16 protein-coding genes are annotated in these 16,012 nt (G+C 44.7%); 13 read left to right on the top strand and 3 right to left on the bottom strand.

What is annotated here, in order from left to right:
* Nucleotides 1-109 precede the first annotated feature (109 nt).
* Nucleotides 110-889, top strand: coding sequence for a TSUP family transporter (locus KW548_05045; GenBank protein ID QXX07391.1), 780 nt, complete (start codon nt 110-112; stop codon nt 887-889).
* On the opposite strand, the gene KW548_05050 is transcribed toward KW548_05045, so the two are convergent.
* Both KW548_05050 and grcA read right to left on the bottom strand, forming a co-directional pair.
* A complete protein-coding gene (locus KW548_05050; protein ID QXX07392.1) occupies nt 840-1,685 on the bottom strand; it encodes a LysR family transcriptional regulator in 846 nt (281 codons plus the stop codon). The two genes, KW548_05045 and KW548_05050, sit on opposite strands and share 50 nt — an antisense overlap.
* 134 nt (nt 1,686-1,819) lie before the next feature.
* Nucleotides 1,820-2,197 carry an autonomous glycyl radical cofactor GrcA gene (gene grcA, locus KW548_05055; protein QXX07393.1) on the bottom strand — a complete coding sequence of 126 codons (378 nt, stop codon included), beginning with the start codon at nt 2,195-2,197 and terminating at the stop codon, nt 1,820-1,822.
* Nucleotides 2,198-2,515: 318 nt separating this feature from the next.
* On the opposite strand from grcA, the gene nfo reads away from it, so the two are divergent.
* The 3 genes from nfo (at nt 2,516) to KW548_05070 (ending at nt 4,982) form a co-directional block, all read left to right on the top strand.
* On the top strand, nt 2,516-3,430 hold the full coding sequence (gene nfo / locus KW548_05060; GenBank protein ID QXX07394.1) for a deoxyribonuclease IV: 915 nt from the start codon (nt 2,516-2,518) through the stop codon (nt 3,428-3,430).
* A 214-nt stretch (nt 3,431-3,644) separates the two neighbouring features.
* Nucleotides 3,645-4,331, top strand: a complete 687-nt coding sequence (gene ung, locus KW548_05065; protein QXX07395.1) for a uracil-DNA glycosylase — start codon at nt 3,645-3,647, stop codon at nt 4,329-4,331.
* Nucleotides 4,332-4,430: 99 nt separating this feature from the next.
* Complete coding sequence (locus KW548_05070) at nt 4,431-4,982, top strand: hemerythrin domain-containing protein (protein ID QXX07396.1); 552 nt, start codon at nt 4,431-4,433, stop codon at nt 4,980-4,982.
* A gap of 53 nt (nt 4,983-5,035) precedes the next feature.
* Here the strand turns inward: KW548_05070 and KW548_05075 are convergent, their stop codons facing one another.
* Nucleotides 5,036-5,218, bottom strand: coding sequence for a DUF3545 family protein (locus KW548_05075; protein ID QXX07397.1), 183 nt, complete (start codon nt 5,216-5,218; stop codon nt 5,036-5,038).
* 703 nt (nt 5,219-5,921) lie between these two features.
* Here KW548_05075 and KW548_05080 point away from each other — a divergent pair.
* The 9 genes from KW548_05080 (at nt 5,922) to deoD (ending at nt 15,981) form a co-directional block, all read left to right on the top strand.
* Nucleotides 5,922-7,352 (top strand): sodium:alanine symporter family protein, encoded by a 1,431-nt coding sequence (locus KW548_05080; GenBank protein ID QXX07398.1) that lies wholly within the window; start codon nt 5,922-5,924, stop codon nt 7,350-7,352.
* A gap of 240 nt (nt 7,353-7,592) precedes the next feature.
* Complete coding sequence (yaaA, locus tag KW548_05085; protein QXX07399.1) at nt 7,593-8,366, top strand: peroxide stress protein YaaA; 774 nt, start codon at nt 7,593-7,595, stop codon at nt 8,364-8,366.
* Nucleotides 8,367-8,378: 12 nt separating this feature from the next.
* A complete protein-coding gene (locus KW548_05090; protein QXX07400.1) occupies nt 8,379-8,528 on the top strand; it encodes a DUF5363 domain-containing protein in 150 nt (49 codons plus the stop codon).
* Nucleotides 8,528-9,301, top strand: a complete 774-nt coding sequence (locus tag KW548_05095; GenBank protein QXX07401.1) for a TatD family hydrolase — start codon at nt 8,528-8,530, stop codon at nt 9,299-9,301. The genes KW548_05090 and KW548_05095 overlap by 1 nt, the downstream gene beginning before the upstream one ends.
* A gap of 204 nt (nt 9,302-9,505) precedes the next feature.
* A complete protein-coding gene (locus KW548_05100; GenBank protein ID QXX07402.1) occupies nt 9,506-10,768 on the top strand; it encodes a NupC/NupG family nucleoside CNT transporter in 1,263 nt (420 codons plus the stop codon).
* An 817-nt stretch (nt 10,769-11,585) separates the two neighbouring features.
* Complete coding sequence (deoC, locus tag KW548_05105; protein ID QXX07403.1) at nt 11,586-12,362, top strand: deoxyribose-phosphate aldolase; 777 nt, start codon at nt 11,586-11,588, stop codon at nt 12,360-12,362.
* A 223-nt stretch (nt 12,363-12,585) separates the two neighbouring features.
* Nucleotides 12,586-13,914: a thymidine phosphorylase gene (gene deoA, locus KW548_05110; GenBank protein QXX07404.1), complete on the top strand. Its 1,329-nt coding sequence runs from the start codon at nt 12,586-12,588 to the stop codon at nt 13,912-13,914.
* Nucleotides 13,915-13,975: 61 nt separating this feature from the next.
* Entirely contained in the window at nt 13,976-15,196 is a 1,221-nt protein-coding gene (locus KW548_05115) for a phosphopentomutase (protein ID QXX07405.1), read from the top strand.
* Between the two features lie 65 nt (nt 15,197-15,261).
* Entirely contained in the window at nt 15,262-15,981 is a 720-nt protein-coding gene (gene deoD / locus KW548_05120; GenBank protein ID QXX07406.1) for a purine-nucleoside phosphorylase, read from the top strand.
* The last annotated feature ends 31 nt before the right edge of the window (nt 15,982-16,012 follow it).

Raw genomic sequence — 16,012 nt, forward strand, 5'->3', positions numbered from 1 at the left:
TATTAGAATGATGAAAAAATGGAATAGGTCAATGTCGATGCTTTCCTTATCCGACTGGAAAGCTCAGTGTTATGGTTATGGCCATTGTTTCGCTGTTTAGACATAAGTTATGGAAATCTCCCTCGAAATACTGACCATACTTTTCTTTGTTGCTACTGCTGCAGGCTTTATCGATGCTATGGCTGGTGGCGGTGGTTTATTAACGCTACCTGCGCTACTGGCGGCGGGGGTTCCACCGACTCAAGCCTTAGCGACAAACAAGTTGCAAAGCTCATTTGGGAGTTTTTCTGCTAGCTGGTATTTCGTGCGCAACGGTATTGTCAGTATAAAAGAGATGCGCTTAGCCATTCTGTGTACTTTCATTGGCTCAGCGATTGGTGCGGAAGCGGTGCAGTATATTGACGCAAGTACCCTGACCAGTCTTATTCCCATTCTTCTTGTCGCTATCTCGCTTTACTTTTTGCTGATGCCAAAAACGAAACCACACTCGGGGCAAGCCAAGCTGTCAGAAGCGATGTTTGCTTTGTCCGTAGGCGGTGGGGTTGGGTTTTATGATGGCTTCTTCGGCCCAGGAACAGGCTCCATTTTTACTGTGTGTTTTGTTGCCATTGGGCATTTTTCGTTGGTCGATGCGACCGCTCGCACCAAGGTGCTGAACTTTACTTCTAACATCGCTGCATTACTGTTTTTTGTGCTGGCAGGATTACCGATCTGGGAATTAGGATTGGTAATGGCGGTCGGTGGGTTCTTTGGGGCTCGTATGGGAGCGAAAGTGGTTGTGACCAAAGGCCAAAAATGGATCCGTCCCCTAGTGATCGTGATGTCGATGGCGATGGCATTTAAACTGCTTTGGGAACAGCATCAACAATGGTTGCTATCAGCTTTTTAACCCGAGGTGATTGATACACACTCTGTCTGACGCAAATATGGATAGGTCGAATTAGGTGTTGTAATTGTTTGAAATGAAAGCAATGTTTGTCGGGGATATTGAGCGCTTTAATGATTGAGTGAGGGATCAACGCTGGCGCTGTTCCGCCTAACGCCAGCTGGGCTGCAGCGGTGTAAGCATCCATTTCCATGATTGGCTTGATACCGAGCTTTTCTAGCGTGATGAGTTGATAGCTGTTGGCGGGATTGGTTAAATCGTTTGTGATGATCTTGTCGGGTAATTGCTTTAAAGGTGCATCGTTTACGACAGCGAAAGGCTCATCAAATAAGTGAAAGGTCATCAATCCATGATGGGCTGGTAGTAAACCCGCACAGAGGCCCAGCGTTGCTTTACCTGATTGAACATGTTCTACAATACGAGGTGTGTGGTTGGTCGTGATTGTAATGTACTGATCGCTTTTGATGTAGTCGCCAATGGTCTTGCCTAGATATCCTGCAATCAAAGATTTTGAGCTATCGAGTTTGATGAGGGAGGTATCTTCCAACGCTTGTTGTTCATAGATCAGACCTCGCAGCTCATTAAAAGAAGGACCTATGTTGTCAATCAGAGCCTGTCCATCGGGTGTCAGTTTGATTGAACGGCCAGAAGGTTCGATTAATTTTTTACCGAGTTTTTTTTCTAAATTGGCGATTCGCTTACTGACTGCTGATTGACTGATATACAGTAAGCTGCCAGTTCGGCTCATGGTTTTCGCTTTACTAAGAACTAATAAAGTCTCGATGCCTTCAAGTAACATAGCTACTGATGAAAACTAGGAATGGGTCAATTAATGTAACGGAAAAAAAGCTCGCTTGCACTGCTTCTTTCTAAAGTCATAAAAAACGACGCCATTAAGGCGCCGTTGTCATGTTCAATGTACCACTCACTGAATTATAGAGATTCAGTAAATGTACGTGCAATTACATCTCGTTGTTGTTCAGTCGTTAGTGAGTTGAAACGAACAGCGTAGCCAGAAACGCGGATAGTTAGCTGAGGGTATTTCTCAGGGTTTTCAACCGCATCTTCTAAAGTTTCACGCTTAAGAACGTTAACGTTCAGGTGTTGACCACCTTCGATGCGAGGTGCTTTCTCGATCGCAACTTCGCGGCTTTCGTATTCGCCAAGTTCGTTGATTGCTACCACTTGGTCAGTTTCAAAACCTGTGTTTGCAGCCACGCAGCGCGCTTCATTTTTTTCACTATCAAGTAACCAAATAGAGTTCAGTAGTGCATCGTTTGCCGCTTTAGTAATTTGAATGCCTTGAATCATCACAGTCTCCTATCCACATTAGTGGTTTTATTGGTGTTAATTTCCGAATTTTGTCGAGCTGCGTATTATATAACCCGAAATTACTTGGGTGGTTTTGATTTAAGTCAAATAACTACTAATATCATTATTTACTAAGCGGTTAATATGTTGATTTGAATCAATAATGTCATATATAGCAATGATTTATGGCCTTGGCGATAGATTCGGATTTCTTGTTTTGTTGTAATATTACTACAATTGTGGTGTGGTTGTTGAGATGAGTCTAATAACTTGCTGTAATTCGTGCCATATATTGAAAGTCAAAAGTGATAAAGCAACATGTTAGAAAAGTCGTACGGTAACAAGTTTATCGGTGCTCATGTTTCCGCAGCAGGTGGTGTGGATCAGGCACCATTGAGGGCAAATGAAATAGGAGCAAATGCGTTTGCCTTATTTACTAAAAATCAGCGCCAGTGGAATGCCAAACCGCTTGATGAAACAACCATCGCCGCATTCAAGTCTAATTGTACCCTGTTAGGTTTTACCGCTGAGCAGATACTCCCACACGATTCATACTTGATTAATCTCGGCGCTCCAGAAGAAGAAAAACTTGAGAAGTCCCGCGCTGCATTTATTGATGAAATGCAGCGTTGCCATCAGCTTGGGCTAGGCTTACTCAATTTTCATCCTGGAAGCCACTTAAAGAAAATTTCTGAGAAAGAGTGTTTAGTGCGAATCGCGGAATCGATCAATATTGCCCACCAAGCGGTACCAAACGTGACCGCGGTGATAGAAAATACGGCGGGTCAGGGTACCAACCTAGGCTGGCGATTTGAGCATTTGGCGGAAATCATTCAACAAGTTAAGGATAAATCTCGCGTTGGTGTCTGTATTGATACCTGCCATGCTTTCGCTGCTGGGTATGATCTGAGCAGCTTTGATGCGTGCGAGGCGACTTTTGAGGAGTTTGAGCGCGTTGTTGGTATGCATTATTTAAGGGCAATGCACATTAATGATTCAAAGGTTGCCCTAGGTGGGAAGGTCGATCGTCACCACGCATTAGGCAAAGGAGAAATTGGTTGGTCGTGTTTTGAGTATATCGCCAAAGATCCTCGATTTGACCATATCCCATTGATTCTAGAAACAATAGAGCCGGAAAGTTGGCCTGACGAAATTGAGTTTATACGTCAGCATCATGTTACTCAGCTCAATGAAATGGCCGAACTATCTAAAAGTGGCATTAATTTTTCATAGTGAGTTGAGGTACTCAGACCAATAAGGATGCCACTATGCCTTACACTGCTTTTTATACTATCGCACGCTCGCCACGCCTTCCTGTTCCTAATCGCCATGTGACGGGTCAGGGGCATTATCGGATCCCACAAAAAAGCTAGTTCACTTTATCGCTTTGTTCCTTCATTAACTTTTGCGACAATTGTTTGAGCGCAAATAGTAGAAGGAACAAAACATGAACCCGTCATTGACATGGCAAGACGTCATTGGGGCTGAAAAGCAGCAGGACTATTTTCAGCAGACGTTGAATTTTGTTGAATCGGAAAGGGCATCAGGTAAAGCGATCTTTCCTCCGGCAAAAGATGTGTTTAATGCCTTTCGGGCGACTGAGTTTAATGACGTGAAAGTTGTGATCTTAGGACAGGATCCTTATCACGGCCCTCGACAGGCTCATGGTCTGTGTTTCTCTGTTTTACCAGGTATCAAGACTCCTCCCTCTTTAGTCAATATGTATAAAGAGTTAGCACAGGACATTGATGGTTTTCAGATTCCGGCGCATGGTTACCTTCAAAGCTGGGCTGAACAAGGTGTTTTGCTACTTAATACTGTTCTTACGGTCGAACAGGGAAAAGCCCATTCGCATTCTAAAACCGGTTGGGAAACCTTTACTGACAAAGTCATTGAAGCGGTTAATCAGCATCAGTCTGGTGTGGTGTTTTTACTTTGGGGCTCCCATGCGCAAAAGAAGGGGCGTTTCATCGACCGCAATAAGCACCATGTATTAGCTGCGCCACACCCTTCTCCATTGTCAGCGCATCGCGGATTTTTCGGTTGCCGACACTTTTCTCAAGCAAATCATATTCTTAGTTCACAAGGTAAACCAACTATAAATTGGCACCTTCCTGCTCAAGTCAATATGTAGTTCTCCCTAAAGTGGATTGCTTAATCTTCGAGCAATGTCAAAATTTGACTGGCGCTTCTTTTATACACTCATTAAAAGTAGGTGTTAAGGAGAAGCGCTATGATGATTGAAAGGATAAGGCGAGAGCATGGTTACATGGTTCGTTTGCTGGCAGTATTGAGGCAAAAGATTGCCCTGCTAAAGGAAGAACAGACCATCAATTACAGTTTAGTGAGAGAAATAGTGGACTATCTGGCTCACCACTCTGAGCGTGTCCATCACCCTAAAGAGGATATTCTCTACCACTATTACCTAGAGCATTACGGCCATCACACGGATATCGAGAATCTTGAACTAGAGCATGAGACATTGTCACAAAGAACTCATGCTTTTCTCGATACTGTTGATATGATTCTCCAAGATGCTGTGGTACCTCAAGCTCTGTTTGTACAGCAACTCGAAGATTTTGTCCTGACGCAAAAGCGCCACATGGATCTTGAAGAGCAGTCAATATTACCTCTCATTAATAAGAGCTTCACTTTACATGATTGGCAAGTTGTCGAGAAACGTTGGAGCGTCACTGAAGACGACCCTGTTTTTGGCCACACCATTGCAGAGCAGTATCAGCAATTAGCCCAACGTGTTAGGCAGGTCGATCAAGAGTGTGTTTGACGCTCAAGTGCCGATAAACAAAAAAGAGGCGCTAATACGCCTCTTTTCTAATGTTAGTAATCTAGATTATCAATATCGTCGAATCCGATGTCCATATCTTTTAATTCACGTCGAAGTCTCTGCCTGTCCTTTATTGCTTCGATTTCACGCCATTTACGCTTTGCGGGTTTAGAACGTGTTGCCCGATTTTTTGGAAAATCCATTTCCATGATTTCTTCAAAGTTTAAGCCTTCCATAAGCTACCTCTTTTAATGATTACTCTTTGAAGGGGTACTGTTTAAATACCATTCTGTTTGGAGCGTAACTTTGATTCGTTTCTCATTTGTTACGATTCCATGAAGTTTTCATGTTGTTTTAGACTTGGCTTCACAAAAAACGGAGTAATGATTGGTTGTTTTTTGTTCAAACGGTTTGCCGAAAACGATTAAATTTTCAAAAGATGTATGTTAACGCTGTGTGTGAAAAAACAGCGGTTTCTTGAACTATGCAATTAGGTTTATTTGGCTGAGTTGATACATCGAATTTACAGATCGAATCACTTAACCTTCTCTTCTCTGAGTCCTTGATGACAAAGGAGTGTCAATTATTTGCGGCTCTGCTATTTCTTATCGAGTTGTGTGTTCTTTATTGTTGTTAAATTTTGATGTTAATGTTCTGTTTTTGTGGTTTTTATGTTCTTTTTTGTGTTAATCAATGGTGATTTTATAGTGAAAAATAACAACAATATACATTTTGATGCATATTGATTTTTGGTATCCTTGACTGCATTATCCGCCCGTCAAAAATACGCTGGTACGTAAAATGGAAGCATGAGGCGCGTTTTACATATCTGAGTTGCACAATAATTACACAATAATACTAAGCAAAATTGACACTTGGTTTGCAACTGGATGGAAGGCTGGGAAGCAGAGATCAGCGAAAACTCACTATGAGGATCTTATGACAGATTTAATTAATTTGATGAATGACCTACTTTGGGGCTCTATTCTGGTTTATCTCTTAGTTGGTGTGGGGGTCTACTTCACATTCAGACTGGGCTTTATCCAGTTCCGCCATTTTGGCCATATGTTTTCGGTGTTAAAGAACAGCCGTAAAGCGGATAAAGCGGGTATTTCATCATTCCAAGCTCTGTGTACTAGCCTGGCAGCCCGTGTGGGTACAGGTAACATGGCGGGTGTTGCCGTCGCTCTTACCGCCGGGGGCCCAGGTGCAATTTTCTGGATGTGGCTGATCGCAATGCTGGGTATGGCAACCTCGTTCGCCGAGAGTACCTTGGCGCAGTTATACAAAACCAAAGATGATGACGGTAACTATCGTGGTGGCCCTGCCTACTACATGGAGAAAGGTTTAGGGATGCGCTGGATGGGCGTATTGTTCTCTATCTTCTTGATCATCGCTTTTGGTTTGGTATTTAACGCGGTTCAGGCTAACTCAATTGCTGGTGCCATGAATACGGCATTTGGTTGGGATGAAACTTATGTCGGTGTTGCCGTAGTTCTGTTGTCTGCAGTGGTTATCTTTGGTGGCATCAAGCGTATCGCGCGCGTAGCAGAAATGATTGTCCCTGCAATGGCGCTACTTTACCTGCTACTGGCGCTATTCGTTATGTTTATGAATATCGATAAGTTACCGGCAGTACTGAGCTTGATCTTCAAGAGTGCCTTTGGCCTGCAAGAAGCCGCGGCAGGTGGTTTAGGTTATGCCATTGCTCAAGCAATGATTAACGGTATCAAACGTGGTCTTTTCTCAAACGAAGCCGGTATGGGTTCTGCGCCAAACGCAGCGGCATCAGCTACACCTTATCCGCCACACCCTGCGTCTCAGGGCTATGTTCAGATGTTAGGTGTGTTTATGGACACTATCGTGATCTGTTCAGCGACGGTGGCGATTATCCTCATGTCCGGTGAGTACGTTCCTCATGGTGAGATCACGGGTATTGAACTGACTCAGGCAGCGTTGAGCTCTCAGGTAGGCTCGTGGGGTGGAATCTTTGTAGCTGTTGCGATTTTCTTCTTCGCCTTTACATCTATTATAGCGAACTACTCATACGCGGAAACAAACCTTATTTTCCTTGAGCATAATCATAAAGCAGGTCTGGGCGTGTTCCGTCTGGTTGTACTAGCGATGGTGATGTTTGGAGCCGTTGCATCACTACCTATCGTTTGGGCATTGGCAGATGTTTCTATGGGTATGATGGCGATTGTCAACCTGGTGGCGATTTTGCTTCTTTCTGGCATCGTGATTAAGCTGGCGAAAGATTACAACCGTCAGCTAAAAGAAGGTAAAGTGCCGACATTTGATTCGAACGATTTTCCTGAGCTGAAATCTCAGCTTGAAGATGGTATCTGGGATCAAAGCAAAAAAGATTAATATAACCGTCATACTTGAAGCCGTAGCGTCGTTGGCTGCATAAATCCACCGGAGCGCCGGCCGCCCTAATCACATAGGAACGCTATGCTCATGGGCTGAATTGATTTGCCGCCTAGCTACAGCTCCAATTATTTAGGTTATAACTTTTACCTATTAAAACGATTCAAAAAGCCATGCAGACATTGCATGGCTTTTTTTGTAACCTATAGCCAATAAAAACAGAACGGATAGAGTAAAGCCATGCTAATCGTCGTTTCACCAGCGAAAACCTTAGATTATGAATCTCCACTGGCTACAGAGAAATTTACTCAGCCAGAACTGACTGAGTATTCCAAACAACTGATTGATGTCTGTCGTAAGCTGACGCCTGCCGATGTCGCTAGCTTGATGAAAGTGAGTGATAAGATCGCTGACCTGAACGTTGGCCGCTTTCAGGAGTGGAGTGAGACGTTTACGACGGAGAACTCACGCCAAGCGATTCTGGCTTTTAAAGGTGATGTCTACACTGGCTTAGACGCTCAAAGCCTGTCAGACGATGACTTTGATTATGCTCAACAGCACTTACGCATGTTATCTGGCTTATATGGTTTATTAAAACCACTTGATCTAATGCAGCCTTACCGTTTGGAGATGGGAACGAAGCTTGCCAATGAAAACGGCAGTAACCTGTATCAGTTCTGGGGTAATGTGATTACTGATAAGATAAATCAAGCTATTACTGAACAGGGTGATAATGTTCTGATTAACCTTGCTTCAAACGAGTACTTTAAAGCCGTAAAACCAAAATCTCTGGATGCTCAGGTAATTACGCCAATTTTCAAAGACTGCAAAAATGGTCAGTACAAGGTGATCAGCTTCTATGCGAAGAAAGCACGTGGCATGATGGCGCGATACATCATTGAGAATCGTATCGAGAGCGTTGCGGACCTGACTAAATTTGACACAGCGGGCTATTATTTTGTTGAAGATGAGTCTTCACCGACCGAATTGGTCTTTAAACGCGAAGAGCAATAAAGGAATCAACAGATGATAGCTTGGTTTAAACAGTGGGTTGCGCGATACGACGAGTGGTGTCAGTCGATGGGGCTAACTCCGCAGAATAAACGCAGTTGTGTTCCTTATCACACAGACCCCGTTCAGCAAGCTTCTCAATCTAATAAAAAGGCGCAGCGGTAATGCGCCTTTTTGATACCCATTGTCATTTCGATTTCGCCCCCTTTTCAGATGATTTTCCGGCTCAACTGCAACTGGCAAAGCGAGCGGGTGTTGAACGGTTCATGATTCCGGCTATTGGGCCCTCCAATTGGCAGCAATTAATTGCACTGTCTTCTTTATATCCATCTCTTTATATTGCGTTGGGCATGCACCCCTACTTTTTAACGAAAGATAGTCAGCAGCAGTTACCTGAGTTACACACTTTGTTTGAAACAAAGCTTGAATGTTGTAAAGCGATTGGTGAGTGTGGCTTAGATGCAATGGTTGCTGTTGACGAAGAGATTCAACGGCGAGTGTTTATTACTCAGGTTGAATTGGCGAAAACACTCAAGTTGCCGCTGATCCTCCACGCGAGGAAAACCCACAATTTGGTTCTTCAGTTGCTGAAGCGTCATAAATTTCCTTACGGTGGAGTGTTACACGGTTTTTCGGGTAGCTATCAGCAGGCAATGCAATTTGTCGAGTTGGGTTTCTATATTGGTATTGGTGGGGTTATCACTTATCCAAGAGCACGGAAAACGCGCCAAGCGGTGATGAACTTACCCATAGAATGTATCGTACTGGAAACGGACGCACCGGACATGCCTCTTTATGGGCACCAAGGCAAACCTAATCATCCGGAAATGTTAGCTCAAACCTTGTCCTGCCTCGCAAAGCTGAAGGGTATTAATGAGCAAACGCTTGCTGAAAATATTTGGAAAAATAGCAATTCGGCGTTCGGTATTTGTGAATAGTTTCTAAAGAAAATGTTCTTTTTATGATTTGTAGTTCCCTATATAGTGATCTTCTTCACGTAAATGGGTAAACGCATGATGAATCTTATTAGAAACTGTGAGGGCAGCATTACTTTATCATTGGACGGATGAGTATAATTGACTCCGCTTTAGAGCTCCATTTTGTAACACGCCAACAAATAACATATAAGGAAATCATAAACTATGAGCCTGTTTATGAGCCTAGTCGGTATGGCAGTATTGCTAGGAATTGCATTACTACTGTCTGATAACCGAAAAGCTATCAATCTAAGAACTGTGGGTGGCGCATTTGCTATCCAATTTATCATCGGCGGTTTCGTTCTTTACGTACCATGGGGTCGTGACCTCCTAGCTGGCTTTTCAGCTGGTGTGCAGGATGTAATCGACTACGGTAAAGACGGTACTGGTTTTCTATTTGGCAGCCTAGTTAACTTCTCAGTTGACGGTATTGGCTTCATTTTTGCGTTCCAAGTACTTCCAACGCTAATTTTCTTCTCTGCACTTATCTCTGTACTTTACTACGTTGGTATCATGCAGTGGGTCATCAAGATTCTTGGCGGCGGTCTACAGGCTGCGCTTGGCACGTCGCGTGCGGAGTCAATGTCTGCGGCTGCGAACATTTTCGTAGGTCAAACTGAAGCACCTCTTGTGGTTCGTCCGTTTGTTCCTAAGATGACGCAATCTGAACTATTCGCGGTAATGTGTGGTGGTCTTGCCTCTGTTGCTGGTGGTGTACTAGCGGGCTACGCTTCTATGGGGGTACCTCTAGAGTACCTAGTTGCGGCATCATTTATGGCAGCACCAGGCGGTCTACTATTCGCGAAAATCATCAAGCCGGAAACAGAAACACCTGATGAAAAACTAGGCACTGACATTGACGGTGGTGAAGATAAACCAGCTAACGTGATTGACGCAGCCGCTGGCGGTGCTTCTGTTGGTTTGCAACTGGCACTGAACGTTGGTGCAATGTTGTTAGCGTTTATCGGCCTAATTGCTCTTATCAACGGTATCCTAGGTGGTGTTGGCGGTTGGTTCGGTATGCCTGAACTAACACTTGAAATTCTGCTTGGTTACATCTTCTCGCCTCTAGCATTCCTAATCGGTGTTCCGTGGGAAGAAGCTACGCTGGCTGGCTCATTCATTGGTCAGAAGATTGTGGTTAACGAGTTCGTCGCGTACTTAAACTTCGTACCATACGTTGGTGATGCTGCGCAAGTAGTCCAAGAGACTGGCGAAGTAATGTCAACTAAGACTGCAGCAATTATCTCGTTTGCTCTATGTGGTTTCGCAAACCTTTCTTCTATTGCGATTCTGCTTGGTGGTCTAGGTGGTCTAGCGCCAAACCGTCGTCATGACATTGCCCGTATGGGTATCAAAGCGGTTTGTGCTGGTACGCTATCTAACCTAATGGCGGCGACAATCGCTGGCTTCTTCCTATCTTTCTAATTAAGTAAGCGAAAGATTATATAGACGCCGTTTTAAAAAGCCCCGTAGACACACATTCTTGTGTGCTACGGGGCTTTTTTGTTTCTTCCAATAGAGTGAGCTCGATGACGATATTAACTGGGGTTTAACCATAGTTAGCTTGTTTTACACGCACTGCTTGGAGAGAAAACTCGTACAAGTTGGCAAGAGGTTTCGTTAGCTTGTATGACAAGTTTGGACTGAGTTCAGACAATCTGATTCGCAACGATTATTCAGTAAGGTTATTGAGTGAACGTTAACTAGAATCTTTTTTGAGATACAAACCGTTTGCGCTTTATGGACCACTACAGTTCTGCGACGAATATCTATAATGTATGTAAATATAGAGAGTAGGGTAAAACTCATTAACGAAGTTTACCTCGCAACCCTGTCGGGTTTTGTCGTTAGAGTCCTGTTTTCTGCCATTAAGTTGCCCAAACCTGCATTGCCGCGTTAGCTGGCTTATCGGGAATCGTTGGGTTTATCTTAATGATGTGACTTATCAATGGATTATTGAAAAGTGATTTTAGCTAGCACCTGTTAGTACAAGGAGTATGATTGGTGCTGGTTGTAGCGATGTCAGTACATTGGACAATCGGCTACAGATACCGTTAGACACCACAATCGCAGATTGTTGTGCCATAGACCAAACTGGTACTGTGCGGTGACAAGGATAGCAATTGGGGGTAGATTCGCTGTTTATCCCTAAGTCTTCAGGGAACCAAGTCCGTTCATTAATGAATGCGTCAACTATTTTAGGTTGAGCAGATATATTTATGAATATTGATCGGAGATAGAAATGAGCGATTTAAAAGCAGCAGCACTACGTGCACTTAAACTTATGGATCTTACAACGCTGAATGATGATGATACTGATGAAAAAGTGATCTCACTATGTCATGACGCAAAATCTGCTGTCGGTAACACAGCAGCGATCTGTATTTATCCTCGCTTTATTCCTATTGCTAAGAAGACACTTCGCGAGCAAGGTACACCAGACGTTCGTATTGCGACAGTAACGAACTTCCCACACGGTAACGATGATATTGATATCGCGGTTGCAGAAACGAAAGCGGCCGTTGCTTACGGTGCAGATGAAGTGGATGTTGTATTCCCATACCGTGCTCTAATGGCAGGTAACGAGGAAGTGGGTTTCGAGCTCGTTAAGCAATGTAAAGCAGCGTGTGGTGACATTCTTCTGAAAGTCATCATCGAAACCGGTGAGCTGAAAGAAGAAGCTCTAATTAAGAAAGCCTCTGAAATTTCAATTAAAGCAGGCGCTGACTTCATTAAAACTTCAACGGGTAAAGTGCCAGTCAATGCAACACCTGAATATGCACGCATGATGCTGGAAGTGATTCGTGATATGGAGGTTGCAAAATCGGTTGGCTTCAAGCCAGCAGGTGGTGTGCGCACGGCTGAAGATGCAGCCGCGTATCTAGCAATGGCAGATGAGATTTTGGGCGACAACTGGGTAGATGCTCGCCACTACCGCTTTGGTGCCTCTAGCCTGCTTACTAACCTACTAAATACATTAGAAGTAACAGACGAGACTGCAGACCCTACAGCGTACTAATTTACTCGTCATATTTGGCGCTCCAGCGTTGTTGACTGCATAAGTTCATCCTAATCACATAGAAAACCTATGCTCATAGGAATGAACTTATTTGCCGCCTAGCTGCAACGTCAAATATTTAGAGTAAAGCAATCACTAAGTCTGTTTGGTGGAGTAGCGAATTGCTGCTCCACAATACCTCTTTACCTTACAACCACCGCTACTTTTAGTGTGGGAGGAACTAATGTATTTACCTCAAGAAATCATTCGTAAAAAACGCGATGGCGAAGTCCTGACTGCCGACGAAATCAATTTCTTCATCCAAGGTGTGGCCAAAAACACCGTTTCAGAGGGTCAAATCGCAGCCTTTGCGATGGCGATATTTTTCAATGAAATGACAATGCCAGAGCGCATTGCGCTGACGTGTGCGATGCGTGATTCCGGTATGGTTATCGATTGGAGCCATAAAGAATTTGGCGGCCCAATTGTAGATAAGCATTCAACAGGTGGTGTTGGTGACGTGACTTCGCTGATGCTTGGGCCAATGGTTGCGGCATGTGGTGGCTTCGTTCCAATGATCTCGGGTCGAGGTCTTGGTCACACTGGCGGTACTCTGGATAAGCTGGAGTCAATTCCTGGCTATAACATCACGCCAACCAATCAAGTGTTCGGTGATGTTACGAAAGACGCAGGTGTTGCTATTATTGGCCAAACAGGTGATTTAGCGCCAGCCGATAAACGTGTGTACGCAACCCGCGATATTACCGCGACGGTCGACAACATTTCTCTGATCACGGCTTCAATCCTGTCTAAGAAACTGGCTGCTGGGCTTGAGTCACTGGTGATGGATGTAAAAGTGGGTTCAGGTGCATTCATGCCAACCTATGAAGCCTCGGAAGAGCTCGCTAAATCTATCGTAGCAGTAGCAAACGGTGCAGGTACCAAGACAACAGCTATCCTAACTGACATGAACCAAGTTCTGGCTTCTTCTGCGGGTAATGCAGTCGAAGTACGTGAAGCGGTTCAGTTCCTGACTGGTGAATACCGCAACCCTCGTTTACTTGAAGTTACGATGGCGTCATGTGCAGAAATGTTGGTGTTGGCTAAATTGGCTGACGACACAGAAGATGCACGCGCCAAACTGATGAAAGTTTTGGATAACGGTAAAGCTGCTCAGTGCTTTGGTAAGATGGTCGCAGGCCTAGGCGGTCCAGCCGATTTTGTTGAAAACTACGAAAACTATTTGGAAAAAGCAGAAATCATCAAACCTGTCTTCGCTGATGAGGACGGCGTGGTATCGGCTATGGACACTCGTGCAATCGGTATGGCGGTGGTTTCCATGGGTGGCGGCCGCCGTGTGGCAACAGATGACATTGACTATGCTGTGGGCTTTGACGGGTTCATCCGTCTTGGTGAAAAAGCATCGAGTGATAAACCACTGGCCGTGATTCATGCACGTAGTGAAGAGCAATGGCGTGAAGCGGCTGAAGCGCTGAAGCAGGCTATTACTATCGGCGGTGAGTATACTCCAACGCCTGAGGTTTATCGTCAGATCCGCGCAGAAGACGTTTAATCAAAAATTACACTAAGGCCCGCCATATAAAAATGATTACCGGTGGGCCTGAGGAAGAGCAATGAAAAGAGCATTTATATTAGTACTGGATTCATTTGGAATCGGTGAGACAGCAGACGCTGAGAAATTTGGTGATGTTGGTTCAGACACTCTGGGCCATATCGCAGACCAATGTGATAAAGGCCTAGCGGATAACGCTGATCGTAAAGGGCCACTGACGTTGCCTAATCTGTCAAAGCTTGGTTTAGCAATGGCCCACAAAGAGTCAACGGGTCGCTTTGCGCCAGGTTTAGATACTGAGGCGGAGATCATTGGTGCTTACGGCCATGCTGCTGAGCTATCTTCAGGTAAAGACACGCCGTCAGGCCACTGGGAAATTGCCGGTGTTCCGGTTCTGTTTGACTGGGGCTACTTTACCGACAAAGCGAACAGCTTCCCGAAAGAGCTGACGGATCGCATTCTTGAGCGTGCTGGTCTAGACGGTTTCCTTGGTAACTGTCATGCATCAGGCACTCAGGTACTGGATGATCTTGGTGAAGAGCATATGAAGACAGGGCAACCTATCTTCTATACGTCGGCGGATTCGGTATTCCAAATCGCTTGCCATGAAGAAACCTTCGGCCTAGATCGTTTGCTTGAGCTTTGTCAGATCGCACGCGAAGAGCTTGAAGACTACAACATCGGCCGAGTTATCGCTCGCCCATTCATTGGCCCGGGTAAAGGCCAGTTTGAGCGTACTGGTAATCGCCGCGATCTGTCTGTTGAGCCACCTTCAGCGACGATTCTACAGAAGCTTGTTGACGAGAAGGGCGGTGAAGTTCACTCGATCGGTAAGATCTCTGATATTTACGCTGGCTGCGGTATCACCAAGAAGACTAAAGCAACAGGTATTCCTGCTTTATTTGAAGCAACAAAACAGGCAATCAAAGAAGCGGGCGACAATACTATCGTCTTTACTAACTTTGTTGATTTTGATTCCGCCTATGGTCACCGTCGTGATGTTGCAGGCTATGCGGCTGCGCTTGAGTACTTCGATGGTCGTATCCATGAAGTGATGGAACTGATGGAAGAAGACGATGTTCTAATCCTGACGGCCGACCACGGCTGTGACCCAACTTGGCCAGGTACTGACCACACACGTGAACACATCCCTGTAATTGTTTATGGTCAGAAAGTGCCAGCTGGTTCTCTAGGCCTGCGCGACTCTTTTGCGGATATTGGTCAATCATTGGCGACTTACTTTGGTACTTCACCAATGGATTACGGTAAAAACTTTTTGTAATGAGAGAGTTAGAGAGGTAAACCGCCTCTCTGACAACGTTTAACTTAGTTAAGGAATTAACAGACATGGCAACTCCACATATTAATGCTGAAACGGGTGCATTCGCAGATGTCGTTCTTATGCCGGGTGATCCGCTACGTGCGAAGTACATTGCAGAAACCTTCCTAGAAGATGTCGTTCAGGTTTGTGATGTGCGTAATATGTTCGGTTTCACAGGGACTTACAAAGGTCGTAAAGTGTCTGTGATGGGCCACGGTATGGGTATCCCATCTTGTTCAATCTATGCTACTGAGCTGATTAAAGACTACGGTGTGAAGAAAATCATCCGTGTAGGTAGCTGTGGTGCAGTTAGCGAAGACATCAAAGTCCGTGATGTTGTGATTGGTATGGGCGCTTGTACTGACTCTAAAGTAAATCGCATTCGCTTTAAAGGCCATGACTTTGCTGCTATCGCTGACTACAAGATGGTTCGAGCAGCAGAAGAGGCAGCGAAAGCACGTGGTATCGAAGTGAAAGTCGGTAATCTGTTTTCCGCTGAACTGTTCTATACGCCAGATCCAGAGATGTTCGATGTAATGGACAAGTACGGTATTGTTGGTGTTGAAATGGAAGCTGCAGGTATCTACGGCGTTTGTGCTGAGTACGGTGCGAAAGCTCTGACTATCTGTACTGTGTCTGATCACATCAAAACGGGCGAGCAGACAACATCTGATGAGCGTCAAACTACGTTTAACGATATGATGATTATCGCGCTAGACTCTATCCTGTTAGGTGATGAGGCCTAGATACAGTCTCAATCGCTGAAAAATAGTAAAA

This window comes from Vibrio neptunius (assembly GCA_019339365.1).
In the GTDB taxonomy this organism is placed as follows: domain Bacteria; phylum Pseudomonadota; class Gammaproteobacteria; order Enterobacterales; family Vibrionaceae; genus Vibrio; species Vibrio neptunius.

Bases quoted from the DNA above. Each gene is read 5' to 3' on its own strand.
- KW548_05050 (QXX07392.1), bottom strand. From the start codon at position 1,685: ATGTTACTTGAAGGCATCGAGACTTTATTAGTTCTTAGTAAAGCGAAA.
- KW548_05115 (QXX07405.1), top strand. From the start codon at position 13,976: ATGAAAAGAGCATTTATATTAGTACTGGATTCATTTGGAATCGGTGAG.
- KW548_05075 (QXX07397.1), bottom strand. From the start codon at position 5,218: ATGGAAGGCTTAAACTTTGAAGAAATCATGGAAATGGATTTTCCAAAA.
- KW548_05080 (QXX07398.1), top strand. From the start codon at position 5,922: ATGACAGATTTAATTAATTTGATGAATGACCTACTTTGGGGCTCTATT.
- ung (QXX07395.1), top strand. From the start codon at position 3,645: ATGAACCCGTCATTGACATGGCAAGACGTCATTGGGGCTGAAAAGCAG.
- KW548_05095 (QXX07401.1), top strand. From the start codon at position 8,528: ATGCGCCTTTTTGATACCCATTGTCATTTCGATTTCGCCCCCTTTTCA.
- deoA (QXX07404.1), top strand. From the start codon at position 12,586: ATGTATTTACCTCAAGAAATCATTCGTAAAAAACGCGATGGCGAAGTC.
- KW548_05045 (QXX07391.1), top strand. From the start codon at position 110: ATGGAAATCTCCCTCGAAATACTGACCATACTTTTCTTTGTTGCTACT.
- nfo (QXX07394.1), top strand. From the start codon at position 2,516: ATGTTAGAAAAGTCGTACGGTAACAAGTTTATCGGTGCTCATGTTTCC.
- deoD (QXX07406.1), top strand. From the start codon at position 15,262: ATGGCAACTCCACATATTAATGCTGAAACGGGTGCATTCGCAGATGTC.
- deoC (QXX07403.1), top strand. From the start codon at position 11,586: ATGAGCGATTTAAAAGCAGCAGCACTACGTGCACTTAAACTTATGGAT.
- grcA (QXX07393.1), bottom strand. From the start codon at position 2,197: ATGATTCAAGGCATTCAAATTACTAAAGCGGCAAACGATGCACTACTG.
- KW548_05090 (QXX07400.1), top strand. From the start codon at position 8,379: ATGATAGCTTGGTTTAAACAGTGGGTTGCGCGATACGACGAGTGGTGT.
- KW548_05070 (QXX07396.1), top strand. From the start codon at position 4,431: ATGATGATTGAAAGGATAAGGCGAGAGCATGGTTACATGGTTCGTTTG.
- yaaA (QXX07399.1), top strand. From the start codon at position 7,593: ATGCTAATCGTCGTTTCACCAGCGAAAACCTTAGATTATGAATCTCCA.
- KW548_05100 (QXX07402.1), top strand. From the start codon at position 9,506: ATGAGCCTGTTTATGAGCCTAGTCGGTATGGCAGTATTGCTAGGAATT.